This is a genomic window from Marinimicrobium agarilyticum DSM 16975, from assembly GCF_000423345.1.
Lineage (GTDB): Bacteria > Pseudomonadota > Gammaproteobacteria > Pseudomonadales > Cellvibrionaceae > Marinimicrobium > Marinimicrobium agarilyticum.
Genome location: NZ_AUHU01000013.1, coordinates 73,863 through 98,940, shown reverse-complemented (window position 1 = coordinate 98,940; position 25,078 = coordinate 73,863). Strand labels below are relative to the sequence as shown.

Sequence of the window (25,078 nt, the reverse complement as noted above, 5' to 3'; positions counted from 1 at the left end):
TTTGGTGATTGGCATCGCTGAAACAGAAACAAGAGGGGGAGGCGCGGCGGATGCGCGCTTTGCGCTTATCCCCCTACGCTACAACGGGCCGAGCGTAGCTACCCATGCCCAGCAGATTGACCATGGGCAGTTAATCGCAACTAAGCGTGAAGTTGGCACGGAGCCCAGGGAGTGGGTGTTCTGTTCCGAAACCCTCTCTTCAGGGATGAAGCGGTCCGGCGTTCCGGGAGGGAGCTACAGGGATGTATTTATCGCGTTTTCGGAACAGAACACCCACTCCCTGGGCGGTCTTTCCAGCAACTCACAAGACAGACGGTTATTCGTCCAGGAAGCTGCGCAGGTGGTCTGAGCGGGACGGGTGGCGGAGTTTGCGTAGGGCCTTGGCTTCGATCTGGCGGATACGCTCGCGCGTGACGTCAAACTGCTTGCCCACCTCTTCCAGCGTATGGTCCGTGTTCATATCGATACCGAAACGCATGCGCAATACCTTCGCTTCCCGTGCCGTCAGGCCGGCCAGCACCTCGCGAGTCGCCTCGGTCAGGCCCTCGGTGGTGGCGGAGTCGACCGGGGAGACAATGGTGTTGTCCTCGATGAAATCGCCCAGATGCGAGTCTTCGTCGTCCCCGATCGGGGTTTCCATGGAGATCGGCTCTTTGGCGATTTTCAGCACCTTGCGAACCTTGTCTTCCGGCATTTCCATGCGCTCGCCCAGTTCTTCCGGGGTGGGCTCGCGGCCCATTTCCTGAAGCATCTGGCGGGAGACGCGGTTGAGCTTGTTGATGGTCTCGATCATGTGCACCGGAATCCGGATGGTGCGGGCCTGGTCGGCGATCGAGCGGGTGATGGCCTGCCGGATCCACCAGGTGGCGTAGGTCGAGAACTTGTAGCCGCGGCGGTATTCAAACTTGTCGACGGCTTTCATCAGGCCGATGTTGCCTTCCTGGATCAGGTCCAGGAACTGCAGGCCGCGGTTGGTGTACTTTTTCGCGATCGAGATCACCAGGCGCAGGTTGGCTTCCACCATTTCCTTTTTGGCGCGGCGCGCGCGGGCTTCGCCGATGGACATGCGGCGGTTGATCTCTTTGATCTGGGCCAGGCTCAGGCCGCTTTCTGCTTCCAGTTGCGCCAGTTTACGCTGGGCCCGGGCAATCTCGGATTCCACGGACTTGAGGGCGTCCGAATAGTCACGCTTTTTCTTGATGACGCTGGGAATCCAGTCTTCGTTGGTCTCGTTGCCCGGGAACTCGCGCATGAAGGTTTTGCGCGGCATGCGGGACTCGCGCACGACCATCCGCATAATAGCGCGCTCTTCGCGGCGGACCAGGTCCAACACGATGCGGGCCTGGGCGTAAATCGGATCGAACTGGCGTGGCGGCAGTTTGAAGAACTTGAACAGCTCTCCCAGCTCGGCCAGTTCTTTCTGCGCCTGTTTGCTTTCGCGACCGTGCTTGCTGACGGTCTTCTCGGCTTTGGCCAGCTGTTTGGCCAGGGCGTCGAAGCGGACGCGGGCCTCCTCCGGGTCTACGCCGGAAGTGCTTTCCTCTTCTTCGTCGCTGTTGTTGTTATCGTCGTCGTTGTCATCGTCGTCTTTTTTGTCCTTCTTGTTGGCGGCTGACGATGTGTTGGACGAGGTGGCGGTGACCGAGGGGATTTCGTCCGCCGGGTCGAGCCAGCCGATGATCACGTCCGCCAGGCGGCGGTCTTCTTCCTGCACCTGCCTGTATTCGTCGAGGATGCGCTGGGCCGAGCCGGGCCAGTAGGCCAGGGCGGACATCAGCTCTCGCACGCCTTCTTCGATGCGCTTGGCGATGGCGATTTCGCCTTCGCGGGTCAGCAGTTCCACGGTCCCCATTTCGCGCATGTACATGCGCACCGGGTCGGTGGTGCGGCCGGCCTCGGTTTCCACCGCTGCCAGGGCCGCGGCTGCTTCGGCCGCTGCGATTTCGTCGGCGGAGGCGTCCCCGTCGGTCATCAGCAGGGTGTCGGCATCCGGAGCGATCTCATAGACACGAATGCCCATGTCGTTGATCATCTGAATGATGTCTTCCACCTGATCCGGATCGGAAATGTCCTCCGGAAGATGGTCGTTCACCTCGGCATAAGTGAGATAGCCCTGCTCTTTGCCGCGGGCGATCAGCTCTTTAATGCGGGATTGTTGCTGCTGTTGAGCGTTATCTGCCATTCGGGACCCTGTAAGAACCTGGAGGTGGAGAAGAAAAGCGCGGGATTATATCGCATTTATTGGGCTTGATTCCATAAAATCAACGCCTGAATCCCTTTTAGTGGGGTGTTTTGTGCGCCAATGCCGCTTTAACCAGTGCTTCACGCTCTTCGCGGCTCATTCCCGCAAAATCGCTGCTTTTTTGCCGCAGTTGGCTGAGCGCTTCGGTTTTTTGTAATTGGGCCAGCTGCCGGTGAATGCTTTTGAGGCAATCGCAGAAGGCCGCTCGGGTGTCGTAGTCCGCCCGCGCGGGTTTTGCCGCCCTGGCGGCGCCATGGGCCCCGGCGGCGACCAGCAGGTCCTGTCCGGCGATGCCCGCCAGGTGCTCCGCGCTGCGGGCGCCGTGCACGGCGCGCCAGTGGCCAATGATGTGGGGCAGCTGGTAGTGCGACCGCTCCCGCAGCAACTTTAGCAGCTCGCCCAGGGTTCGCAACTCCGGTTCCGGGCGCTCGAGCCAAAACTCCGGGGGCTCTTCCGAGGCCAGGCCGGGGTTGGCCAGTATCAGGCCGATGGCTTTGCGGGCCGGTGGCATCAGGTAGCGCTTTGCCGGCAGCACGGGCGGCGCAGCTTCGGCGGCGGGTGGCGGCTCCTCGGTATAGGAGGGCGGCCAGTCCGCGGGCGGAGGCTCCTGGTACTCCGGTGGCGGTGCTCGCTCGTCGACGGCCGGTCGGTTGGGGGCGGGTTCGCGTGCCGGGGTTTCTGGCTTGAGAACCACCGGCTCGCTCACCAGCTCCATCAGAGTGGCCCGGTTCAGACCGGTGCGCTGGGCCAGGCTGTCGAACATCAACTCCCGGAATACGCCTCGCGGCAGCTTGTCCAGCAGCGGTGCGACCCGTTTGCTCAGCAGGGCACGGCCCTCCAGGCTGGAGGGGTTGAGGTCCCGGCTCAGAGCGTCGAACAGGAAGTCTTCCAGGGGAACGGCCATGTTCACCATGTTGATGAATTTTTCCTGCCCCACCTGGCGCACGAGGGTGTCGGGGTCCTCGCCTTCGGGCAGGAACAGGAATTTGACCTGGCGCCCGTCCTCCATCACCGGTAGCGCGGCGGCGAGTGCCCGTTCGGCGGCGGTGCGCCCGGCCTGGTCCCCATCGAAGCAGAAGACCACCTCTCGGGTGTGCCGGAAGGCCAGGGCCAGGTGGTCTTCGCCGCAGGCGGTGCCCAGGGTCGCGACGCCGTAGCGAATACCGAATTGGGCCAGGGCGACCACGTCCATATAGCCTTCAACCACGAGCAGGCGCGGCAGGTCTCGGTGGGCCAGGCGCGCCTCGTACAATCCGTACAGCTCCCGGCCCTTGTGGAAGACGGGGGTTTCCGGGGAGTTCAGGTACTTGGGTTTGTCATCCCCCAGTACCCGACCGCCAAAGCCGATCACCCGCCCGCGCAGATCCCGGATGGGAAACATGATCCGATGGCGGAAACGGTCATAGCGCTTGTTCTGCTCCGGCTGGTGGATGAGCATGCCGCCTTCGGTGAGCAGGTTGCGCTCTTCCTCGCCGATGCCCAGGGTCTTGAGCAGGTTGTCCCAGCCCGGTGGGGCGAAACCCAGGCCGTAATCGCGGGCGATATGCCCGTCCAGGCCGCGTCGCTTGAGGTAGTCGACTGCTTCCTGGCGCTTGGGGTGCTGGCGTAATTGCAGGCGGTAATAGCGATCGGCCTGCTCCAGCAGGCTGTAGATGCTCTTGCGCGCCTGGGCGCGCTCTTTCTGTTCCGGGCTCTGTTCTTCGCGGGGAACATCCAGGCCCACGTGGTGGGCGAGTTGCTCCACGGCCTCCGGAAAGCCCTGCCGCTCGTAGTCCATCAGGAAGCCCACGGCGTTGCCGCTGGCACCGCAGCCAAAGCAGTAATAGAACTGTTTGTCCGGGCTGACGGTGAACGAGGGGGTCTTTTCGTCGTGGAAAGGGCAGCAGGCGCTGTAGTTTTTCCCGGTTTTCTTGAGTTTTACGCGATGATCGACCACCTCAACCAGATCAACCCGGTCGAGGAGCTCGTCAATAAAGCTTTGTGGAATCAGTCCGGCCATAGAGCCTTATTGTAGCGGGGAAGCGGGAGGCGCGTATGGAAATATAGAAGCCAAGTTAGCCGTAGGGCGAATAAGCGCAGCGCATCCGCCAATTCTGGGCCTTGGAGTTACCCCAACCGAGCCTTCAACCGCTTGCTCACATCCGCCATGTCTGCCCGGCCCTGGACTTGAGGCTTCAAAATGCCCATGACCTTGCCCATGTCTTTCATGCTCTCGGCGCCGCTCTGGCTGATGGCGTCAGCCACCAACTGGTCCAGTTCGGCATCGGAGAGCGGCTGGGGCAGAAATTCCTGGATGGTGTCGATTTCGAACCGCTCCTGATCCGCCAGCTCTTGCCGGCCCGCATCGAGATACTGCTTCTCGGAATCGCGCCGCTGCTTGACCATCTTATCCAGAACGGCGAGCACGCGGGCATCGTCGAGCTCGATGCGTTCATCGACCTCTATGCGTTTGAATTCGGCGGTTACCAGACGCAAAACAGCCACGCGGGCCTTTTCTCTGGCCCGCATGGCGGTTTTCAAGGCGTCGTTGATGCGTGTTTGAAGCTCTGAAGCTGGCATCAGCGTTTCCCTAATTGTCTTGTGGTAAGCGTGCGCTCTGAGAGCGCGGGCCCGGTGCGAGGCATCCGGGCCTAAGTCCAGCCGGTAGGTCCTGACGCTTGTCAGGCCGGCCCGTTCAGGCCCGTCTTAGTACAGGCGCTGGAACTTGCGGTTTTCCCGCTGGACTTTCTTGGCGTGCCGCTTAACGGCGGCAGCGGCCTTGCGCTTACGTACCGCTGTGGGCTTCTCATAGGCTTCGCGGCTGCGAACTTCGGCCAGGATGCCGGCCTTCTCACAGGAGCGCTTAAAACGACGCAATGCTACGTCAAAAGGCTCGTTGTCTTTGATCTTTACTGAAGGCATGCTGTTACCTTTGCTCAATTAATTCACCCCGAAACCGCCTGTTTTTGGGCTTCGGGATCCGAGGGCCGTGGATTCTAACCACTTATCCGCTGTGCTGCAACTGGTTCTTGGGCTTCCGGCTCTATATCATACGCCCTCATTTTTCACCCTGCGGTGTCAGAGCGAAACCCTATGCGAGTACTGGGTATAGAAACTTCCTGCGATGAAACCGGCCTGGCGCTGTACGACAGCGAACACGGGCTGTTGAGCCATGCGCTGTTCAGCCAGATTGAGCTGCATGCGGATTACGGTGGTGTGGTGCCGGAGCTGGCCTCCCGGGACCACCTGCGCAAGCTCCTGCCCTTGATCCGGCAGGTCATGGCCGAGGCGAAGACGTCGGCTGATGAGATTGATGCGATTGCCTACACGGCGGGGCCGGGCCTGATTGGTGCCCTGATGGTGGGGGCCTCGGTGGGCAGCGCATTGGCCTACGGCTGGGGTATACCGGCGCTGGGCGTGCATCATATGGAGGGACACCTGCTCGCCCCCATGCTTGAGGATGAGCCGCCCGCCTTTCCTTTTATTGCCCTGCTGGTGTCCGGAGGGCACACCCAGCTCGTACAGGTACAGGGCATTGGCGAATACCAGTTGCTGGGGGAGTCGCTCGACGACGCCGCCGGCGAGGCGTTCGACAAGGCCGCGAAAATGCTGGACCTGGACTATCCGGGCGGCCCCCATATTGCCAAGCTCGCCGAGCGGGGCCGGCCGGGGCGATTTACCTTTCCCCGGCCCATGGTGGACCGGCCGGGCCTGGACTTCAGTTTCAGCGGACTGAAAACCTATACGCTCAACACGGTGGCCGAGCACGCTCAGGCCGATGGCTTGCCGGACGACCAGACCTGCGCCGATATCGCCCACGCCTTTCAGGAGGCCGTGGTCAGTACCCTGGCGATCAAGTGTCGGCGAGCCCTGGAGCAGACGGGGCAGAAAACCCTGATTATTGCCGGTGGCGTTTCCGCCAACACCCGTTTGCGGGAAGAGCTGGAAACGTCACTGGCCAAAATCGGGGCCCGGGTGTTTTACGCTCGCCATGAGTTCTGTACCGACAACGGTGCCATGATCGCCTACGCTGGCTGCCAGCGTCTGCTGGCCGGGCAGTCGGATTCAACGGCGGTGACGGTACGCGCCCGCTGGCCTTTGGACGAGCTGCCACCTTTGAGCCTCCGAGACTGAGGAAATTGAATGGATATTGTTTATATTCGAGACTTGCGCGTGGATACCATTATTGGCATCTACGATTGGGAGCGGGAAGTGCGCCAGACCATCAGCCTGGATCTGGAGATGGCCTCAGACATCCGCAAGGCGGCGCAAACGGATGACATCCAATACGCGCTAAACTACAAGGCGGTCTCCAAACGCTTGATCGCTTACCTGGAGAACCGCGACGCGCAACTGGTGGAGGCCCTGGCGGAGGAGGTCGCCACTATCGTGCGCAACGAATTCGGCGTCGCCTGGGTGCGTCTGCGCTTGAGCAAGCCCGGCGCATTGCGTGGCGCGCGGGATGTGGGCCTGATCATTGAACGGGGAGAAAAACCGGCATGACCGAGGTGTACCTCAGTCTGGGCAGCAATATTGACCGTTATCGTCATATCTCGGCGGCGCTGGACGCGCTCGCCGGGCAGTTCGGGGAGCTGACCATTTCCTCGGTCTTCGAAAGCGAGGCCGTGGGCTTTGATGGCAGTCACTTCTTTAATCTGGTGGTTGGGGTTGATACGACCTTGTCGGTGGCCGGGCTGTCTGATGTGCTCAAGGGCATTGAGGATGATAACGGCCGTCGCCGCTCGGGCCCCAAGTTCAGCTCGCGGACGCTGGATATCGACATTCTGACCTACGGCGATTTTGTCGGCGAAGAGGCGGGGGTAAAACTGCCCCGGGGCGAGTTGACCAAAAACGCTTTCGTGCTTTGGCCCATGGCGGAAATTGCGCCTGGCCACCAACATCCGGTATCCGGGCGTACCTACGCCGAGCTGTGGGCCGACTATGACAAGTCCCGGCAAAAACTCTGGCCCGTCGATTTCGTCTGGCAAGGCCGGACGCTTTCCCACGCCTCTTCCTAAACCCAGGAGTCGCTCGTGAACGACCCGCAACCCGCTCAGCCGGTTTCGCGCTGGCTGGTACTGGTGGCTGTATGCCTCGGGGCTTTTATCGCACCTTTGGGTATGGCGTCGGTCAATGTCGCCCTGCCTACTATGGCGGAAGAGCTCAACGCCAGCGCCGTGCTGGTCAGTTGGGTGCCCACGGTGGTGTTGATCGCCAATATCATTTTTATGCTGCCCGCCGGCAAGCTCGCGGATAACCTGGGGCGCAAGCGGGTCTTTCGATGGGGCATCGGGCTCAATACCCTCGCCAGTGCCCTGGCGTTCTTTGCGCCCTCCATTGAAGTGGTTTTGGTGCTGCGTTTCTTTCAGGGCACCGGCGCCGCCATGATGTTCGCCACCAGTATGGCGCTGTTGATTTCGGTGTTCCCACCGGAGCGGCGCGGGCTGCCACTGGGGCTTAACGCCGCCTGTGTTTACCTGGGGTTGACGCTCGCCCCTGCGCTCGGTGGTTGGGTGACCGACGCCTTCGGCTGGCGTTTTGTGTTTCTGATGCCGCTGCCCTTGGTGGTGGTTGTTCTGACGCTGATCGCCTGGCGGGTGCCCGGTGATTGGTGGGGAGAGAAACAGACCCGGTTCGATTGGCGCGGTGCCCTCAATTTCGGGGCCTGGGCCATTGCCTTGGTGATCGGGCTTACGGGGTTGCCGGGGCTGTGGCAGAGTGGGGTCTTGGCGCTCTCTTTTGTCTTGCTGTACCAGTTTATTCGCCGACAGGCCCGACGAGAACAGCCGTTGATTCGCGTGCAGATGTTTCGAGAGTCGCGTCTGTTTTCTTTTTCCCTGATCACGGCGTTGTTCATGTATGCCAGCAGTTACCCGCTGGGTTTTCTGCTGAGCCTGTATCTGCAGTATGTACGGGGCTACAGTGCGGCCGATGCCGGGCAAGTGCTGCTGGTGCAGGCGCTGACCATGGCCTGTATCGCGCCGCTGGCGGGTAAGCTGGCGGATTACCTGCCGGCCCGCTGGCTGGCGAGTGTCGGCTGCTTTTGCACGCTCTGTGGCTACGGGTTACTGAGCACTCTGGGTGCCGAGACGCCCGCGGGTTTTATTGTTGCAGCGCTGTTTCTCGTCGGGCTGGGCTTCGGTTGCTTCTCCAGCCCCAACAACCACGTGGTGATGCAGTCGGCGCATGCCTCGGAGGTGGGCGTTGCCGCGGCTACCTTGAACCTCGCACGGGTGGTGGGCAACCTGATCGGGATGAGCCTGGTTAACCTGTTTGTGTACTGGAACCTGGGTGATCGCCCAATGAATGAAACACTGTCGGAGCCGCTATTGCACACTTTCGGTCAGGCTATGATCCTGGCCCTGGTGTTTCTATCAAGTGCGACTCTGGTGTCGTTGCTGCGTGGTTCGAGCGGACACAAAAAGCCGGGCGAGGAGCCCGGCCAAGTCAGGGGTTAAACGGTAACCACGAATGGATCAGTGAATTTCAATCCGCTTGCTTAGCGCCGTTTTTTCTTCCGCCTTGGGGACGGTCAGTGTCAGTAGGCCGTTTTTGAATTCGGCCTTGATGTCCTTGTCTTTGACATCGGCACCCAGGTTGAAGCTGCGGACGAATTTGCCATAACGCCGTTCTTGACGAATCAGTCGCCCTTCTTTTTCTTCCTTGTTTTCAAACCGGGACTCCGCGCTGATGGTCAGCAAGCCGTTGTCCAGGGTGACGTCGATATCTTTCTTGTCCACGCCCGGCAGCTCTGCCGTTAGTTCGTAGTGGTCTTTCTTCTCCGCGATGTCCACCCGAGGAGTGAAAGAGCTGACATCGTTCCCTCCAGACTGCGGCGTCCAGAAGTGATCAAGCAGATTGTCAAAATCAAACAAGGAATTGCGTGGTACGAGATTCATAACAACACCTCCTTTGAATGTAAAAGCCCGTCATCATTCAGAGCCTATCTCTGTCTGACACTTTCATGATGGGGTCAAACTGCTTTTTTTCAATTGATCTGGCGCAAACAACAGTGTGTTTTTGGGGCAGGCTAGCTGACACTTCGGCCACCGTCGACGGCAATAATCTGCCCGGTTATATAAGGCGCTTTGGTCAGAAGAAAAAGAATGGTTTCGGCGATGTCCACCGGGTCCCCGGGTTGCTTGAGGGGCACCCGGTCGAGAATGGTCGCCTTGCCTTTCTCGTCCAGCTCCGCCGTCTGCTCGGGCCACAAAATGGCGCCCGGGGCGATGCCGTTCACCCGGATTTCCGGTGCCAGCTCCCGAGAGAGCGACTTGGTGAGCATGACATTGCCGGCCTTGGCCGCGCAATAAATCGGGTGGTCTTTCAGCGGGCGGTCGGCGTGAATATCCGCGATGGTGATGATGGCGCCTTTGGTCTTGCGCAATGGGCCCGCGAGGGCCTGGGCGAGGAAAAAGGGCGCTTTCATATTGCTGTTTATCAGATCATCCCAATCTTCTTCGGTCGCTTCTCCGACCGGAGTCGGGTAAAAGCTGGAGGCGTTGTTGATCAGAGCGTCGAGACGCCCCCAGTGCGAGGCGGCTGCACCGGCGAGCTGAATCAGCTCTTCGTGTTTGGACAGGTCCGCCTGCATACTGATGGCACTGTCTGGGCGATCGCGGTTGAGCTGATTGACCAGCGCCTCAGCCTCAGTTCTTGAAGAGCGGTAGTGAACAATGATGCGGAAGCCGGCGCGGTGCAGTGTTTTGGCGGTTTCGGCACCGATACGCCGCGCGGCGCCGGTGAGTAGAGCGACGGGAGAAGAATCAGTCATAGGTGGTCTCGCAGTTGTCATATGTGGACCATCGGTTTACGCAAAACAGCATGAGAGAGTTCATTGCCGGGAACCCGTACCTCAGGGGGAGGACGTTGAGTCCGCCTCATTCCGATAGTGGTACGCATAATAAACTACCGGAATCACCAATAGGGTCAGCAGTGTGGATACAGCAATGCCGAAGATCAAGGACACCGCCAGGCCGCTGAAAATCGGATCATCCAGAATGAAAAATGCCCCCATGGTGGCGGCCAGGGCGGTGAGAATGATCGGCCGGGCGCGAACCGCCGCCGCATCAATCACCGCCTCAGCCAGGGGTTTTCCTGCCTTCTGTTGATGCTGAACAAAGTCCACCAGCAAAATCGAGTTGCGCACGATAATGCCCGCCAGAGCAATCATGCCGATCATGGAGGTGGCGGTGAACTGTTTGTCGAGCAGGGCGTGGCCCGGCAGTATCCCGATCAGGGTCAGGGGAATGGGGGCCATGATGATCAGCGGCAAGCCGTAAGAACGGAACTGCGCCACCACCAGCAGGTAGATCAGAATCAGCCCCACTGAGTAGGCAATGCCCATATCGCGGAAGGTTTCAAAGGTGATCTGCCACTCGCCGTCCCATTTCAGGCTCCAGGCGTAAGGGTTGTCCGGCTGCTCGGTCCAGAACTGGGCCAGGGGCGCACCCTTGATGGGCGTTTCGTTCAAGGTCGAGGCCACATCCAACATCCCGTAAAGGGGGCTGTCGAGGGGCCCGGCCATATCGGCGTAGACAAAGGTCACCGGCAGCAGGTCCTTGTGGTAAATGGTCTGGTCCCGGGTGGTTTCCCGGAACTGCACGACTTCGCTCAGCGGCACCCGGACGCCGCTCTGGCTGATCACCGACAGGGACCCCAGTAAGGCCTGGTTGGCTTTGTCGGCGTCGTTCAGTTCCAGGCGAATTGGAATGGGAGTTTTGCTCGCGATACCGTGCAGGTAGCTGACATCGGAACCGGACAGGGCGGCGGTGAGGCTATCGGCGATGGCCTTCTGACTCACGCCCAGCCGCGCCGCCCGCTGGCGGTCCACTTCCGCCACCAGTTTGCGCTGGGGCGCTTCGATGTCATCATCGATATCCACCAGATCTTCGGTGTTTTCAAACACCGCGCGAACCTCCCTGGCCACTTCCATCTGTCCTCGATAATCCAGTCCGTAAATTTCGGCCACAATCGGTGCCATTACGGGTGGGCCCGGGGGCACTTCGACAATTTTGACGGTCGCGTTGAGCTCCCGGCCAATGGCCTGCAGAGGAGCGCGCACCGCCCGGGCAATCTCGTGGCTTTTGCGGTCGCGATTGTGCTTGTCTGCCAGGTTGACCTGAATATCCCCCTGATGGGGCTCGCGGCGCAGGTAGTATTGGCGCACCAGCCCGTTGAAGTTGATTGGCGAAGCGGTGCCGCTGTAGGTCTGGTAGTCGAGCACTTCCGGCACGGTTTCCAGATGATCCCCCAGGGCGTTGAGCACCCGGTTGGTCTGCTCCACCGGCGTACCCTCGGGCATCTCCACTACCACCTGGAACTCGGATTTGTTATCAAAGGGCAGCATCTTCATCACCACTGCCTGAAAGCCCACCAGTGCCATGGAGCCGCCAATGAGCACCAGTAGAACCACCAGCAGGCTCACCCGGGCGCCCCGCCCCTGGCGGGCACGCAGAAAGGGGGTCATCAGGCGTTCGGACAGTCGGTGAGCAAACCCGGAGCGATCGTTTTCATCCGCCGCCTCGTGAGGGTGCTCCACCCGGGCAAACAGCCGGCGGTAGAGCCAGGGGGTGAACATGAAGGCAACAATCAGGGAGATCAGCATGCCCATACTGGCGTTGATCGGGATGGGCGCCATGTAAGGGCCCATCAGTCCGCTGACAAACGCCATGGGCAAGAGGGCGGCAATCACGGTGAAGGTGGCCAGAATGGTCGGGCCGCCCACTTCGTCCACCGCGTAGGGAATGCGCTCGGTCATAGTTTTCAGGCTGCCGGTAGCGCGTCGGTGAATGTTTTCCACCACCACAATGGCATCGTCCACGAGAATGCCGATGGAAAAAATCAGGGCGAACAGGGATACCCGGTTCAGGGTAAAGCCGTAGGCCCAGGAGGCAAACAGGGTAATAGCCAGGGTCACCACCACGGCCGCGCCTACGACCAGCGACTCGCGCCAACCCAGAGTGACCAGCACCAGCAGCACCACCGAGGCGGTGGCGAACAGCAGTTTTTTGATCAGGGTCTGGGCTTTGTCGTTGGCGGTTTTGCCATAGTCGCGGGTGACGGTGGCGTTGATGCCTTCGGGTACAAAGGTGCCCTGCAGGTGTTCAAAGCGCTCGATCACCTGCCGGGCCACTTCCACCGCATTGGAACCCGGTTGCTTGGCGACGGCGACCGTGACGGCGGGCTGGCGGGGTAGCGCTCTGTCATTCGCCGGGCCCATGCCAAAGCTCACATACTGCTCCGGCTGGTCCGGTCCCAGTTCGACTTCGGCGACATCTTTCAGAAATACCGGGCCGCCTTGGTTCATACCCACCACCAACTCGGCCACCTCGGTGGCGCTGCTGAGAAAGGTGCCCGCCTGAACCTGAATCACCTGATTGTCCGCCACAATGTTGCCGGCTTCGCGGGAGACGTTGGAGGCCATCAGCGCCCGGCTAAGCGATTGAATATCCAGGCCATAACCGGCCAGTTTTTGCGGGTCCAGGCGCACGTTCACCGCCCGGGTGGGGGCACCGATGGTGTCGATATCCCGGGTGCCGGGCACCCGCTGCAACTCGGTCTCGATGGTATGGGCCACGCGCGCGAGCTCGTGGGCGCCGACGCTCGGGTCGTCACTCCACAGGGTGCCGGCGACGATGGGCACATCATCGATGCCCATGGGTTTGATCATCGGCTGACCGATGCCCGCATTGGCGGGTACCCAGTCCTGATTGGAGTAAAAGGCGTTGTACAGGCGGACAATGGTTTCCTGGCGGGTCTCGCCCACGGTGAACTGCACCGTGAGCACGGCCATGCCGGGACGGGACGCGGAATAGATGTGTTCGACCCCGGCAATTTCCGAGAGAATCTGCTCCGCCGGTGTGGCCACCATCTGCTCCACCTCCCGGGCCGAGGCGCCGGGGTAGGGGATAAACACGTTGGCAAAAGTCACATCGATCTGGGGTTCTTCTTCCCGGGGCGTGACCAGTACCGCAAACAGCCCGAGCAAAAGGCCCAGAAGAGCCAACAACGGGGTGATTTCCGTGGTCAGAAACTGCCGGGCGATTCGGCCGGACAGGCCGAGACGGGGTTCCTCATTCATTGTGCCTGCCGCTCCTTCAGGGCGATGCCCGCCGCAATGGGATCCAGTGCGACTCGCTCACCGGCGTCGAGACCCGACAGTATGACTCTCTGGCCTTCCGGGGTCAGCTCCCCCGCACGGACCTGGCGCAACTCGATGCGGTGGTCCGGGTGTACCACATACAGACCGGTGACTTCGCTGCGCTGCACCACCGCCGAGGCGGGCACCTGCAGTTGTTTCTGTTCGCCGCGTTTGAAGGCCACCTTGACCAGGGTGCCGGGGAAGACCTGATGATCGCCCTCAGGCAGGGTCACCCGAGTGCGGAAGGTGTGGCTGCCCTCACTGGCCGCCGGCGAGATGCGTACATCGGTGGCGGCCAGGCTAGTGCCGTCGGGCAGAATTACCCGGGCCTCGCCGTGTTCCCGCAAGGGGCCCACCAAGGACTGAGGCACTTCCACCACCGCCCGTAAATGCTCCAGGGACAGACCGGTCAGCAGCGGCTGACCCGCACCGGCGGTTTCCCCCAGTTCGATATGACGCTCTTCGACGATGCCGCTGTAGGGCGCCCGCACCACCGTGCGCTCCAGGTTTTCCTGAGCGGCGCGCACGCCGGCTTCCGCCGCACTGACCCGCGCCTGGGCCGACTCAAAGGTGGCGGTCAGCCGGTCCAGCTCGGCCCGGGCAATCAGCTCCCGCTCGAACAACTCCCTCCCTCGTTCATAGGCCTGACGCGCCTCGGTCAGTTGGGCGCGAGCTTCCTGTAAGGTTGCCTGGGCAGTCGCCATTCGCGCCTGCTGCTCGGCGTCGCGAAAGCGCACGATCACCTCGCCTTTTTCGACGTAATCGTCCACATCAAACGGCAGCTCCATGACCCGGGCGCTGACTTCCGAGGAGACGGTGGAGCGATGCACCGCTTCGAGCACCCCGTCCAGGCGGGTTTCTTCAGCGACCGTCGTCGGTACCACGGAATAGGTGTCCAGCTCCGGCGCCGGCCGGTCGGCGCTGTCGGCCCTGCTCGGTTCACCCTCCGAGCAGGCAGACACTAATAGTGGGAAGGCGATCAGGGCGATCCATCGGTTCATGGCGTGGCTCCGGAGTGTTGTTTGTGGGTCGGGAGAAAACCTGTTTCACAGTATGCTCAGCGTTAACGCTTCGGTGCTTGATGTGCATCAAGGTTTGCCAATCCTTGCGCTCGCATACTGACCGAGTCACGGTGCCCGACAACGGTACTTGGAATGGCCTAAGCATAGACCAGATATTTCCTTACCACGGCCCGGCTCATTCCTGATACAGAGGGTAAGGTTATGGCAACCATTGCGGTCATGGGGGCAGGGCTCGGCGGCATGCAGGCCGGCTACGATATGAAGAAAGCCCTCGGTGCCGCGCACCGGGTGGTACTGATCAACCCGAGTGCGCATTTCCAGTTTACGCCTTCCAACCCCTGGGTGGCGGTGGGCTGGCGCAAGCCGGACGCGGTGACGGTGGACATCGGTCCCGCGGTCGGCGCCAAAGGGGTGGAGTTTATTGCGGCCGGTGTGACTCACATCGACCCCAAAGCCAATCGGCTGACTTTGTCCAACGACGAAAAAGTGGATTTTGACTATCTGATCATCACCACCGGGCCCAAGCTTGCGTTTGATGAAATTCCCGGTTTCGGACCCGACGGCTTTACTCAGTCGGTGTGCACCAACCCCCACGCCCAATCGACCTTCGCCGCGTATGAGAAATTTCTGGAAAACCCCGGCCCGATCGTGGTGGGCGCTGTTCAGGGTGCCAGTTGTTTTGGTCCCGCCTACGAGTTCGCGTTTATCCTGGACGCGGACCTGCGCAAGCGTAAACTGCGCCACAAGGTACCCATGACCTATGTCAGCAGCGAACCCTACATCGGCCATATGGGCCTCGGCGGTGTGGGTGACTCCAAAGGGTTACTGGAATCGGAATTTCGCCAACGCGACATTCGCTGGATCACCAATGCCAAAGTGGATGAAGTCACCAAAGAACACGTGAAGGTGACCGAACACAACCTCAAGGGCGAAGCGGAAAAAACTCACGAGATTGCGAGTCGGTTCACCATGTTGCTGCCCGCCTTCAAGGGCGTGGATGCCGTCGCCGAAGTCAAGGAGTTGTGCAACCCGCGCGGCTTTGTGGTGATCGACGACTACCAACGCAACCCCACCTACCCGCATATTTACGCGGCGGGCGTGTGCGTGGCCATTGCCCCGCCGGAGCCCACACCCATACCCACCGGTGTCCCCAAAACCGGCTATATGATCGAGTCCATGGTCACGGCGGCGGTGGAAAACATTAAAGCGGATATCGAAGGCAAGGCGCCCTATGCCCAGGCCACCTGGAACGCCGTCTGCCTGGCGGATATGGGCGACACCGGCGCCGCCTTTGTCGCGCTGCCGCAAATTCCGCCGCGCAACACCACTTGGGCAAAAAAGGGCAAATGGGTACACTTGGCAAAAGTCGCGTTCGAGAAGTACTTCCTGCACAAGATGCGCAGCGGCAACACCGAACCGGTGTACGAAAAATATGTATTGAAAGCGCTTGGTATCGAGCGGCTGAAAGACCAATGATCTGTTCCACAGAAAGGAGCCTGTCATGATCCAGACATTGTGCCCCCATTGCCTGACGCCCAACCGGATTGATCCCGGCCGGTTGGGTGAAGGGCCCAAGTGCGGTAAGTGTCACCAACGGCTGTTCGTTGGCCAACCGCTGTCGGCCGATGACGTACAGTTCCAGCGGCTGCTTACCAAGGAGCAGCTCCCGTTGGTGGTGGACTTCTGGGCCGATTGGTGCGGGCCCTGCAAAGCCATGGCGCCTGTGTTTGCAAAAGTGGCGGCCGAACAGGAGCCCCGAGCCCGTTTCGTCAAAGTCGACACCGAGCGTGCCCGACAAGCCGCCAGTCAGTTCAACATCCGCAGTATTCCCACTCTGATCGTGTTCAAAAACGGTAAACCCGCCGCTCAGCAAGCGGGTGCTTTGCCTTATCAAAATCTGGTGCAGTGGCTGAACACTGTCCTTTAGTCGGATGGCATGTTGGCGTTCGCCGAATGCGTTTTCTCGAGGGTAAAAGTAAAACGCGCCACTTTGTCGTCTACTGCCTCCCTCCATGGGTCTCTGTTCCCGAGATTAGACCTTCTTCAAGGTATTTTTCCGCTGTTTTGCAGTAAAGTGCACCCCTCGGCGCTACGGCGGCGTCGAATAGACATAATAATTAGCGGAAGGATCACACAAAATGCACAACAATAAATTCACAAGGGCAGTGGCGTTGGGGGTGTTGCTCGCATCCTTGGTCTACGGTTGCAGCGGTCGTTTCAACAGTGACGACACGGACCGGCAGTACGCTTACGACCGCATGCCTGTCAGTGAGGCGCCCGGGCTCTCCGAGCGGCCCTCCAATACTCAGTGTCTGGCCACGCGTTTCCAGCAGCCAGCAAGTATCCGTCTTGAACCCATGCTGCCTGAGGGGGCTTTGCAGGCGCCGGTCAATATGACGCCTTTGCCGGGCAGTGACGACGTCTTTTACGTGCTCGAGCAGGGCGGCCGGATCTGGCGTCTGGAGCGTCGGGGTGATGGTTTTGAAATGCAGGAGTGGGTGGATCTCTCGACTCACTTCCCGATCATGTTTCTGCGCAACGGCTGCCACGAATGTGGACTCTTCAGTCTGGCGTTTCATCCCGAGTTTGAGAAAAACGGCTATATCTATCTGTCTTTTACTGAAGGGGGCGATGGGAACATTCCCTTGACCTCTCACGTGGCCCGGGTGCGCTCCGAGGATGGTGGCCGCACGTTGGTCACCGATGACGACGGCCGCCCCTGGCGGGAGTCACTCTATCAGGTGCCCCAGCCGAATGACGTGCACAATGGCGGTCAGTTGCGCTTCGGGCCCGATGGTTATCTGTACCTGACCTTGGGTGACGGCGGTCCGATCGGTGACCCCAAAGAAAACAGCCAGAATACCGACAACCCCTACGGCAGTATGTTGCGCCTGACCGACGAGGGCGAACCGGCCCCGGGAAATAAGGCCGGCGGCTTGCCGGAAATTTACGCTTATGGGCTGCGCAATGCCTGGGGTTGGAGCTTTGATCGCAAGACCGGCAAGCTGTGGGCAGGGGATGTCGGTGGCGGTCGGATTGAAGAAATCGACATCGTCGAAAACGGCGGCAACTACGGGTGGCCTTGCCTGGAGGGGCGCGAGCCCACCGGTAAGTGCGAGGTGGAGGGGGACGTCGTTGAGCCCATCTGGGATTACACCCGGGCCCACGGCCGTTCCATCACCGGCGGTTACGTTTATCGGGGCGAAGCGATGCCCGAATTGTACGGGACCTACTTCTTTTCCGACTTCGGCAGCGGCGGCATCTGGGGTTTGGAGCAGGACGGCGATGATTACCATCAACGTTTGTTGCTGCACACTGGTAGCGTAATCGTGGCCTTTGCCGAGGATTACCGGGGCGAGCTGTACTTGGTGGATTATGAGAAAGGTTCGGTCTTTCGTGTCCTGTCGGCTCAGCCGCACCCGGACCGCCAGCAGATTCCCGAGCGCCTTTCCGAGACCGGGTGCATGGACCCGGAGAATCCCTCGCGCCCCTCCGAGGCGCTGATTCCCTATGACGTTCGTGAACCCTTCTGGTCCGATGGCGCGCGTAAAGAACGCTATATGGCACTGCCGGAGAAAGCAAAGGTGTCCGTATCGGAAGAGGGCGACCTGATCTTTCCCGTGGGCTCAGTGCTGGTCAAGCAGTTCCATTTGCAGGATCAGTTGGTGGAAACCCGACTGCTGCTTAACCAGGAACAGACCGGATGGATTGGCTACAGCTATCAGTGGAACGAGGAGCAGACCGAAGCCCATAGGCTGGAAACCAGTGCCGATGTGGAATGGGGTGAGCAGCTTTGGCATTACCCCAGCAGCGCCGAGTGCGCGCAGTGTCATACCCCGGCGGCGGATCATGCCCTGGGGCCTGAAGTCCGGCAGTTGGATCGCCCCTTCCACTATTCCCGCTCGGGCATCTGGGCCAACCAAGTCGATACATTGGCCTCATTGGGCGTGTTCGATCGGCCGGTGCCCGACTCGCTTCGAGAGCCGACCATGCCGGCCAGCCGGGACGAGCGCGTTTCCCTTGAGCAGCGAGCGCGGGCCTATCTGCACAGCAACTGTGCCAACTGCCATCAGCCCAGGGGCATCAGTCAGAGTAATATGGACTGGCGTTATGACACACCAATGGCCCTCACAGAATCCTGTGACAAGCCCCCAAAACGCGGCGACCTGGGCATTGCCGAAGCGCGCCTTATCGCTCCCGGAGAGCCGGAGCGATCCATACTCTGGCAACGCATGGCCCATCAGGATCAGCATCGTATGCCTCCGCTGGGCAGCCATCGCATTGACCGTGAAGGAGCCGATCTGGTCGCCGAGTGGATTCGCTCACTGGACGGGTGTTACACCCTGGTCGGCCCCATGAGTGTGCCGTTCACCATCCAGAACGTCGGCACCCAAGCCTACCTCGACCGTCACCGCCGGCTGGTGCAGTTGACTGATGGCGAGCCTCAGCGCTGGCGTGTGGACGAGGGCAATGTGTACTACCGGATACAGGCGCTGGATACCCGACGTTGGTACCTTCATGCCGAGCAGGAGAAACTGCAGGTCGGGACGATACGGCCGGGTTGGTGGAGCGCGGAGTGGGAGTTGTTGCCCCGGGGAGAGGCGTTCCTGATCCGCAATCGCTGGCTCGATGATCACTTCCTTTACATTAACCGAAGTGATGGTCGCCTTACGCTTGGACCAGTGAACCCCCATGAGCCCAATGCCCAATGGCGGTTCGAGGCAGCCGAATAACGCAGCTTCTCCTCTATGCCCGCTTCAGAGCCTGCAGGCGCGCCAGCCGCTCCCGGTCAAGCGCTTCGCCAAAGGCCTGGCCGGTAAAGCCCTGGGCGGCGATTTCCCGGTTGTCGATGGACTGGCATTCGCGCAGCGCTGTGCGCAAATAGTCTGCCTGGGGATAGTCGCGCTGTTCCAGGCCGGTGCGGCCGCGGGCGTCCGCTTCGCAGCACAGCAGGAAGCCTTCAAACTGCTGCGGCTTGCGAAACGCATCGGCGGCTTTCAACACCTTGAGTAAGGTGGTCGGTTTCAGTTCCAGCGCCCGATGGCAATGGGTGTGATATTCGGCCACCAGTCGGGCGAGGCGTTTGTGTTCCTTCGGGGCGGCGATTCGCTCACAGAGGGTGTCGAGCAAAGGCAGGGTGCGTTGCTCGTGGCCGATGTGTCGGGGCCACTCTTCTTCAGGGGTGGTGCCTTTGCCCAGATCGTGCACCAGCGCGGCAAAACGCACGGGAATGGCCGCACTCAAAACCGCGGCCTGCTGCAATACCATCAGGCAGTGAAGGCCGGTATCGATCTCCGGGTGGTGTTGCTCCGGTTGGGGCACCCCGAAAAGGGCATCCACTTCCGGCAGTATTTTCGCCAGGGCGCCGCAGTCGCGCAGGCTTTGTACGAACACTTCGGGGTGACGCTCGCCCAGGGCTTTTTCCATTTCTTTCCAGACCCGTTCGGGCACCAGGTGATCCACTTCGCCGCTGTCCACCATCTGGCGCATCAGCGTCAGGGTTTCTTCCGCAATGGTAAAGCCCAGGTGATGATAGCGGGCGGCAAAGCGGGCCACTCTCAATACACGCACGGGGTCTTCAATAAAAGCCGGCGAGACGTGCCGCAGGGTCTTGCTTGCCAGATCCTTCGCGCCGCCATAGGGGTCTACCAGATTGCCATTGCGATCCTCCGCCATGGCGTTGATGGTCAGGTCCCGGCGAGCGAGGTCATCTTCCAGGGAAACGTCCGGCGCCGTGTGAAACTGGAAGCCGGTATAGCCCGGCGCGGTCTTGCGCTCGGTGCGGGCAAGGGCGTATTCCTCGCGCGTCTTCGGGTGTAAAAAGACGGGGAAGTCCTTGCCGACGGGGGTGAAGCCCTGGGCTTCCATTTCCTCGGGGCGAGCGCCCACGACGACCCAGTCCCGCTCCGAGTAAGGGTAACCGAGGTGTTTGTCGCGAACGGCGCCGCCGACCAGATAGATGTTCATGCTCATATAGATAATGCGTTTGGCGTCAGATAGTGAAACAACGCGAATCTTGACACAAAAAAGCCGCCCTCGCTCGTTGTGCTTCGTTCGGGATTCGATTATCGTATGGAAATTACTGAAATCTGACACCGAGTAACGCCAGACATGTTTTCTCCGCTAGCCTCTATTGTCCGTATCGCGATGCGCGCCCTGCGTTGGGTGGTGCGTGCACCGGTGTGCGTGCGGCGGAGAACAGGCTAGTGTCAGATTAATCAGCCCCGTTTTCAAAAAGCCGCAGCGTCCACTGCGGCTTTTTTCATTATGGGCCGCAGGCGTTGCACGACACGATAAGGAGTGTTTTATGCCGGTCTACGTTGCCTATGCCCTGGTGGTGATAATCTGGTCCACAACGCCGCTGGCGATTCAGTGGAGCAATGACAGCGTCTCGTTTGTAACCGCCGTTGTAATGCGAATGACGCTGGCCGCAGCATTGGCGCTGGTGGCCGTGCTTCTGCTGCGCCGCCGCCTGTTCACTGACGCCAACGCCTGGAAGGCCTACCTGGCCGCCTCCTTCGGCATTTTCCCCAATATGCTGGTGGTGTACTGGTCGGCGCAGTTTATTCCCTCCGGGCTGATTGCTGTGATATTCGCCCTGTCACCGTTTGTGACCGGTGGACTGAGTTGGTTGATCCTCAAGGAAAACCCCTTCAGTCGGCGTCGGATTCTGGCGTTGGTGGTTGCGCTCGCGGGCCTGTGCGTTATTTTCTGGGACCAGATTCAGATCGATGAACGTTCCGTCTTCGGCATTGGTGGCATTCTGCTCTCTTGCGGTCTGTTCAGCCTGAGTAGTGTGAGCCTGAAACGGCTTCAATGCAGCACCGGTCCGCTGGAGCAGACGGCGGGGGCCTTGTTGTTTGCCCTGCCTGGCTTGCTGTTGTGCTGGTGGCTGGTCGAGGGCACCTTGCCCTTGCCCCAAACTCTCTCCCCAAAGAGTCTGACGGGGTTGCTGTACCTTGCGGTACTGGGGTCGTTGGCCGGATTCACGTTGTTCTATTTCGTCCTGCAGCGGATGACTCCCAGCGCGGTGTCGCTGATCACCCTGATGACCCCGGTGCTGGCATTGATGATCGGCTCCCTGGTGGCGGATGAGCACCTGTCGCCCTCTTTGTTGATCGGCGCCGGCATGGTGCTACTGGCCCTCTTGGCTTATCTGGATCTGGGGGTGGAGGCGGCGCTTCGACAGAGGTTGGTGAAAAGGAAAAAGGCGACGCAGACCGAAGTGGAAGTTAATGGTGCATAACGGTGCACCAAGGTGTTCCAATATGGTGCGTTTCAAATTTGTTAATGCGGGGCGGTTTGGGGGTGAAAAATAATAACTGTCTGATTTTAAAGGAGAAATAAAAGTTGGCGTGGTCCCTGCAAAAGCTCGGGTACCTGTACAAAAATCGGGTAAGCCACCGGGCTCCAAAACGGTTCAGTGGCGTTAAAAACTCAAAGATAGCCAATGTTAGAGGAAGAACTCATGAAGATGAAGCAAAGTATTCTGGCTGGTGCCGTAGCAATTTCTGCAATGGCCTCTGCGGCTCTGGCGCCCGTCGCCAACGCCGAAGTATCTGCCTCGGTGGGTGCGGCCAACATGTATTACTGGCGTGGTTATGATCTGGGTAATGGCGACGCCGCTGTCTGGGGTGATATCAATGTGAGCGCCAACGGCCTGTACGCTGGCATGTGGGCTTCTTCCGGTGACGCCACAAACGGTACCGAATATGACCTGTATGCCGGTTATGGCACCTCAGTGGGTGACTTTTCGGTTGACTTCAGTGTGTGGAGCTACTCCTACCCGTCGGCTGCAGACCCCCTTGCCCCCGGTGACTTGGTAGAGGGTATTATTGGTCTGGGATATGGTCCGGTTTCATTTACCCACTATTTTGACCTTGAGGGGAACGAAGACTACTCCTACTCGACTTTGGGTGCAGCATTTGGTGATTTCTCAGTGACCTACGGTGTGCATGATGGCGAGAACGAATACGATGGCTATGCGCACGTCGATTTGGGTTATGCCTACAATGAAAACTTGAGTTTCACTCTTGGTTTGGTTGCTGACGATGTTGACGGCTTGAACAACGATGAAGCCAAGTTCGTCGTCGGCTTCAGCATCCCGATCGAATAAGTCTGGCGTAACTTTTAATACGCTGTCCGGCCTGAGAAAAGGGTGCCTTTAAGGCGCCCTTTTTTATGGGTTTTTCGCCGGTAGGCTCTCTCTATTTTGTGCTCAAATGTGCCAATGTCCCCCGTCGCGTGGAACTCGCATGTCGGGAGTGTTACAGTCAATGGGCGACTTTTTTGTGCGCGTACGCCGTGCGAGGCAGAAAAGTTTCCGGGGGCAAGTCCTTTCCGTTGAAATGTGGTTTGATGCGCAACAGGGAGCTTGCCAGTCCATTGCTGCAAGGATAAAAGGAGACACGTATGCAGCCGTCCCATCTTTCTCAGTCTTATTTGTTACTTCGTTCCCGCTTTTCCACCGTACTTTCCGGGTTGACAGTGGGAGCTCTCGCTGTAAGCAGCCCTCAGTTGTTCGCGCAAAGCTCACAATCGGTGATGGAGGAAGTCCTGGTCACTGCCCAGAAGCGCGAGCAGTCCATGCAGGATGTGTCCGTCGCCGTGACCGCGTTTTCCGGTGCGGCCATTGAGAAAATGGGCTTTGAGGAAGGGTTGGACATTACCCAGCAAGTACCCAATATGAATTTCTTTGCCATCTTTGGTGAAGCGTCCAGCCCCTCAATCAGTTTGCGCGGCATCAGTCTGGTGAATTTTTCCGATTCCTGGGAATCCCCGGTCGCGTTGTATGTGGATGATGTCTATCGCGGTAATCCCGCCGGTTCGGCCATTCAGTTGTTTGATTTGAAGCGCGTTGAGGTGCTGCGCGGCCCACAGGGCACACTCTATGGCCGCAACACCACCGGTGGGTTGGTGCACTATGTCTCCAACAAACCAACGGAAGTATTCGAATCCTCCGCCAGCGTCAGCTACGGCAGTTATGCTGAAACGATTGTGGAAGGTATGGTCTCGGGCCCCTTGGCGGATGGCTTGATGGGCCGCGCCGCCGTCAAGCGCACGCATAATGAAGGGTGGCAAACCAACTGGGTAGACGGCCAAAAGCTCAACGACACCAACAGTTTCGGTTACCGGGTACAACTGCTTCGCGACTACGGAAATGATGCCAACTGGCTGCTGAATGTGCACGGCAGCCAGGCCGATCAGCAGTCCGTGGGCTTTGCCCATATGGGGTACCTGGAATCCGCCGATGAGTCAGCGGCCACTTGTAGTATCGGTCGTATTCAGGCGGGGCTGTGCACCAGCGCGACCTTTGATATGACCGGCCGGGAAGCGGCGGGCAATCATTTCAATCCAGAGTGGGTCGCCTCCAGTGCGCCGGGTGGATTGGCCACAGAAATCGATACCTTCGGCAGCTCGCTGAAAGTCGAGTTGCCGGTCGCGGAGGGGATTGAATTTACCTCCGTTTCCGCGATTGAAAAACTGGATAAATTTCTGCAGGACGATGGCGACGGCACGCCGGTGGTGTTCTTCGATGAGCAGTACTCGGCCGATGCGGAGCAACTGACTCAGGAGTTTCGGTTCAACGGCCGCACCGCCAAATCCAAATGGGTGACGGGTCTCTACTACTATGATGATCATCGCGAGCTGCTCACCGAAGCGCCCACCACGGCGACGGCACGAGACCCCGATGTCGGAGGCTTCTTTCACCGTGAGGATGTGGTGCTGGATACTCAGTCCTGGGCCGTCTTCGGTCAGTATGAGCACGACTTCACTTCTCAGCTGACCGGTATTGCCGGTATTCGCTATACCGAAGAAAAGCGCCAGTTTGAACAGGACGCCGGCCCCAGCTTTTATGATGAAATCGATGTCCAGGATCGGCTGGAAGAGGACTCGGTGACCGGCAAGTTGGGGCTGGACTGGCGACCCAACCCGGACACCCTGATCTACGGCAGCGTCTCCACCGGCTTTAAGAGTGGCGGTTTCTCCGGCAGTTACAACTCTTCCATCGAAGCCACCCGCCCGGTCGAGGCCGAAGACATTACCAACTATGAACTCGGTTATAAGAATACCCTGGCCGGCGGTCGTGTTCGCGTGAACGCCTCGCTCTTTACCTATGAGGTGGAAGGTTATCAGGCCCAGGTCTTTCTCACGGTGGCCGATGGCAGTGTGGTGACCAATGCCGGGGACGTGACCGGTACGGGCGCCGAGGTGGAAGTGAATGCCCAGGTGACGGACAATTTTGAAGTAATCGCCGGGGCCGGTTGGTTGGACACCGAGTTTGATTCTCAGCAGATCTTTCTGGTGGCCGGTGACGAATACACCTTCGATGGCAATGAACTGCCTTCGGCTCCGAACTTCACCTATAACCTGGTGGCGCGTTATTACCAGGGGCTGGGCGGTAACGGTGAGCTGACCTACCAGTTGGATTATGCCTGGCAGGATGATCACTTCCTGCAGATCGAAAATGATCCCTACTCACAGCAGTCCGCTTACGGCTTGGTCAATGCCAAGCTGAGTTGGACGTCCCCAAGCAGTACATGGACGGTGGCGGCCTTTGCCAACAATCTGACCGATGAAGAGTACTTCACTTACCAGAACACGCTTGGCTCTGACTGGGGCTACGGTGTCTGGGGCAAGCCCCGGATGGTGGGTGCTCGCGTGGGCTGGAAGTTTTAGCGCCCGTGACGG

At 59.7% G+C, this 25,078-nt stretch carries 19 protein-coding genes; 10 read left to right on the top strand and 9 right to left on the bottom strand.

The genetic code is table 11. The features are described from left to right. Positions 1–316: 316 nt before the first annotated feature. The 4 genes from rpoD to rpsU form a co-directional block, all read right to left on the bottom strand. Positions 317–2,182, bottom strand: a complete 1,866-nt coding sequence (gene rpoD, locus G547_RS0113465) for an RNA polymerase sigma factor RpoD (RefSeq protein ID WP_027330304.1) — start codon at positions 2,180–2,182, stop codon at positions 317–319. Between the two features lie 97 nt (positions 2,183–2,279). Further along, positions 2,280–4,241: a DNA primase gene (gene dnaG / locus G547_RS21490; protein WP_036188641.1), complete on the bottom strand. Its 1,962-nt coding sequence runs from the start codon at positions 4,239–4,241 to the stop codon at positions 2,280–2,282. Between the two features lie 107 nt (positions 4,242–4,348). Further along, the gene (locus G547_RS0113455; RefSeq protein WP_027330303.1) at positions 4,349–4,801 is read right to left on the bottom strand and encodes a GatB/YqeY domain-containing protein; all 453 of its coding nucleotides are present in this window, start codon (positions 4,799–4,801) and stop codon (positions 4,349–4,351) included. 126 nt (positions 4,802–4,927) lie between these two features. Next, the gene (gene rpsU, locus G547_RS0113450; RefSeq protein WP_024460997.1) at positions 4,928–5,143 is read right to left on the bottom strand and encodes a 30S ribosomal protein S21; all 216 of its coding nucleotides are present in this window, start codon (positions 5,141–5,143) and stop codon (positions 4,928–4,930) included. A gap of 171 nt (positions 5,144–5,314) precedes the next feature. Between rpsU and tsaD the strand changes: the two genes are divergently transcribed. Genes tsaD through G547_RS21485 form a run of 4 tightly spaced genes read left to right on the top strand, consistent with a single transcriptional unit; the run spans position 5,315 to position 8,679 of the window. After that, complete coding sequence (gene tsaD, locus G547_RS0113445) at positions 5,315–6,355, top strand: tRNA (adenosine(37)-N6)-threonylcarbamoyltransferase complex transferase subunit TsaD (protein WP_027330302.1); 1,041 nt, start codon at positions 5,315–5,317, stop codon at positions 6,353–6,355. A gap of 9 nt (positions 6,356–6,364) precedes the next feature. Beyond that, positions 6,365–6,724, top strand: coding sequence for a dihydroneopterin aldolase (folB, locus tag G547_RS0113440; RefSeq protein ID WP_027330301.1), 360 nt, complete (start codon positions 6,365–6,367; stop codon positions 6,722–6,724). Further along, a complete protein-coding gene (folK, locus tag G547_RS0113435; protein WP_027330300.1) occupies positions 6,721–7,239 on the top strand; it encodes a 2-amino-4-hydroxy-6-hydroxymethyldihydropteridine diphosphokinase in 519 nt (172 codons plus the stop codon). The genes folB and folK overlap by 4 nt, the downstream gene beginning before the upstream one ends. A gap of 15 nt (positions 7,240–7,254) precedes the next feature. Next, a complete protein-coding gene (locus G547_RS21485; RefSeq protein ID WP_051235449.1) occupies positions 7,255–8,679 on the top strand; it encodes an MFS transporter in 1,425 nt (474 codons plus the stop codon). Between the two features lie 18 nt (positions 8,680–8,697). Here G547_RS21485 and G547_RS0113425 read toward each other — a convergent pair whose 3' ends face one another. The 4 genes from G547_RS0113425 to G547_RS0113410 all read right to left on the bottom strand — a co-directional run bounded on the left by G547_RS0113425 (position 8,698) and on the right by G547_RS0113410 (position 14,365). Next, positions 8,698–9,120, bottom strand: a complete 423-nt coding sequence (locus G547_RS0113425; protein ID WP_027330299.1) for an Hsp20/alpha crystallin family protein — start codon at positions 9,118–9,120, stop codon at positions 8,698–8,700. 131 nt (positions 9,121–9,251) lie between these two features. Next, the gene (locus tag G547_RS0113420) at positions 9,252–9,995 is read right to left on the bottom strand and encodes a pteridine reductase (RefSeq protein WP_027330298.1); all 744 of its coding nucleotides are present in this window, start codon (positions 9,993–9,995) and stop codon (positions 9,252–9,254) included. Positions 9,996–10,076: 81 nt separating this feature from the next. Next, entirely contained in the window at positions 10,077–13,304 is a 3,228-nt protein-coding gene (locus G547_RS0113415; protein WP_027330297.1) for an efflux RND transporter permease subunit, read from the bottom strand. After that, complete coding sequence (locus tag G547_RS0113410) at positions 13,301–14,365, bottom strand: efflux RND transporter periplasmic adaptor subunit (RefSeq protein ID WP_036188636.1); 1,065 nt, start codon at positions 14,363–14,365, stop codon at positions 13,301–13,303. Before G547_RS0113410 ends, G547_RS0113415 begins: the two co-directional genes overlap by 4 nt. 222 nt (positions 14,366–14,587) lie before the next feature. Between G547_RS0113410 and G547_RS0113405 the strand changes: the two genes are divergently transcribed. The 3 genes from G547_RS0113405 (at position 14,588) to G547_RS21480 (ending at position 19,119) form a co-directional block, all read left to right on the top strand. Next, positions 14,588–15,862 carry an NAD(P)/FAD-dependent oxidoreductase gene (locus G547_RS0113405; protein WP_027330295.1) on the top strand — a complete coding sequence of 425 codons (1,275 nt, stop codon included), beginning with the start codon at positions 14,588–14,590 and terminating at the stop codon, positions 15,860–15,862. Between the two features lie 25 nt (positions 15,863–15,887). Continuing rightward, complete coding sequence (trxC, locus tag G547_RS0113400; RefSeq protein WP_027330294.1) at positions 15,888–16,313, top strand: thioredoxin TrxC; 426 nt, start codon at positions 15,888–15,890, stop codon at positions 16,311–16,313. Positions 16,314–16,524: 211 nt separating this feature from the next. Beyond that, positions 16,525–19,119, top strand: a complete 2,595-nt coding sequence (locus tag G547_RS21480) for a PQQ-dependent sugar dehydrogenase (protein WP_051235447.1) — start codon at positions 16,525–16,527, stop codon at positions 19,117–19,119. A gap of 13 nt (positions 19,120–19,132) precedes the next feature. Here the strand turns inward: G547_RS21480 and G547_RS0113390 are convergent, their stop codons facing one another. Next, the gene (locus G547_RS0113390) at positions 19,133–20,353 is read right to left on the bottom strand and encodes a multifunctional CCA addition/repair protein (protein ID WP_027330293.1); all 1,221 of its coding nucleotides are present in this window, start codon (positions 20,351–20,353) and stop codon (positions 19,133–19,135) included. A 340-nt stretch (positions 20,354–20,693) separates the two neighbouring features. Here G547_RS0113390 and G547_RS21475 point away from each other — a divergent pair, with 340 nt between their 5' ends. The 3 genes from G547_RS21475 to G547_RS0113375 all read left to right on the top strand — a co-directional run bounded on the left by G547_RS21475 (position 20,694) and on the right by G547_RS0113375 (position 25,066). After that, the gene (locus tag G547_RS21475) at positions 20,694–21,632 is read left to right on the top strand and encodes a DMT family transporter (protein WP_051235445.1); all 939 of its coding nucleotides are present in this window, start codon (positions 20,694–20,696) and stop codon (positions 21,630–21,632) included. A 222-nt stretch (positions 21,633–21,854) separates the two neighbouring features. Next, a complete protein-coding gene (locus G547_RS0113380) occupies positions 21,855–22,502 on the top strand; it encodes a TorF family putative porin (RefSeq protein ID WP_027330292.1) in 648 nt (215 codons plus the stop codon). A gap of 296 nt (positions 22,503–22,798) precedes the next feature. Further along, positions 22,799–25,066 carry a TonB-dependent receptor gene (locus tag G547_RS0113375; protein ID WP_027330291.1) on the top strand — a complete coding sequence of 756 codons (2,268 nt, stop codon included), beginning with the start codon at positions 22,799–22,801 and terminating at the stop codon, positions 25,064–25,066. Positions 25,067–25,078: the final 12 nt, after the last annotated feature.

What these genes read in the sequence shown, in the direction of transcription:
- rpsU (WP_024460997.1), bottom strand. Translation starts at nt 5,143, where the DNA reads ATGCCTTCAGTAAAGATCAAAGACAACGAGCCTTTTGACGTAGCATTG.
- trxC (WP_027330294.1), top strand. Translation starts at nt 15,888, where the DNA reads ATGATCCAGACATTGTGCCCCCATTGCCTGACGCCCAACCGGATTGAT.
- rpoD (WP_027330304.1), bottom strand. Translation starts at nt 2,182, where the DNA reads ATGGCAGATAACGCTCAACAGCAGCAACAATCCCGCATTAAAGAGCTG.
- dnaG (WP_036188641.1), bottom strand. Translation starts at nt 4,241, where the DNA reads ATGGCCGGACTGATTCCACAAAGCTTTATTGACGAGCTCCTCGACCGG.
- G547_RS0113420 (WP_027330298.1), bottom strand. Translation starts at nt 9,995, where the DNA reads ATGACTGATTCTTCTCCCGTCGCTCTACTCACCGGCGCCGCGCGGCGT.
- folK (WP_027330300.1), top strand. Translation starts at nt 6,721, where the DNA reads ATGACCGAGGTGTACCTCAGTCTGGGCAGCAATATTGACCGTTATCGT.
- folB (WP_027330301.1), top strand. Translation starts at nt 6,365, where the DNA reads ATGGATATTGTTTATATTCGAGACTTGCGCGTGGATACCATTATTGGC.
- tsaD (WP_027330302.1), top strand. Translation starts at nt 5,315, where the DNA reads ATGCGAGTACTGGGTATAGAAACTTCCTGCGATGAAACCGGCCTGGCG.
- G547_RS0113390 (WP_027330293.1), bottom strand. Translation starts at nt 20,353, where the DNA reads ATGAACATCTATCTGGTCGGCGGCGCCGTTCGCGACAAACACCTCGGT.
- G547_RS0113405 (WP_027330295.1), top strand. Translation starts at nt 14,588, where the DNA reads ATGGCAACCATTGCGGTCATGGGGGCAGGGCTCGGCGGCATGCAGGCC.
- G547_RS0113380 (WP_027330292.1), top strand. Translation starts at nt 21,855, where the DNA reads ATGAAGATGAAGCAAAGTATTCTGGCTGGTGCCGTAGCAATTTCTGCA.
- G547_RS0113375 (WP_027330291.1), top strand. Translation starts at nt 22,799, where the DNA reads ATGCAGCCGTCCCATCTTTCTCAGTCTTATTTGTTACTTCGTTCCCGC.
- G547_RS0113425 (WP_027330299.1), bottom strand. Translation starts at nt 9,120, where the DNA reads ATGAATCTCGTACCACGCAATTCCTTGTTTGATTTTGACAATCTGCTT.
- G547_RS0113410 (WP_036188636.1), bottom strand. Translation starts at nt 14,365, where the DNA reads ATGAACCGATGGATCGCCCTGATCGCCTTCCCACTATTAGTGTCTGCC.
- G547_RS0113415 (WP_027330297.1), bottom strand. Translation starts at nt 13,304, where the DNA reads ATGAATGAGGAACCCCGTCTCGGCCTGTCCGGCCGAATCGCCCGGCAG.
- G547_RS21475 (WP_051235445.1), top strand. Translation starts at nt 20,694, where the DNA reads ATGCCGGTCTACGTTGCCTATGCCCTGGTGGTGATAATCTGGTCCACA.
- G547_RS21480 (WP_051235447.1), top strand. Translation starts at nt 16,525, where the DNA reads ATGCACAACAATAAATTCACAAGGGCAGTGGCGTTGGGGGTGTTGCTC.
- G547_RS0113455 (WP_027330303.1), bottom strand. Translation starts at nt 4,801, where the DNA reads ATGCCAGCTTCAGAGCTTCAAACACGCATCAACGACGCCTTGAAAACC.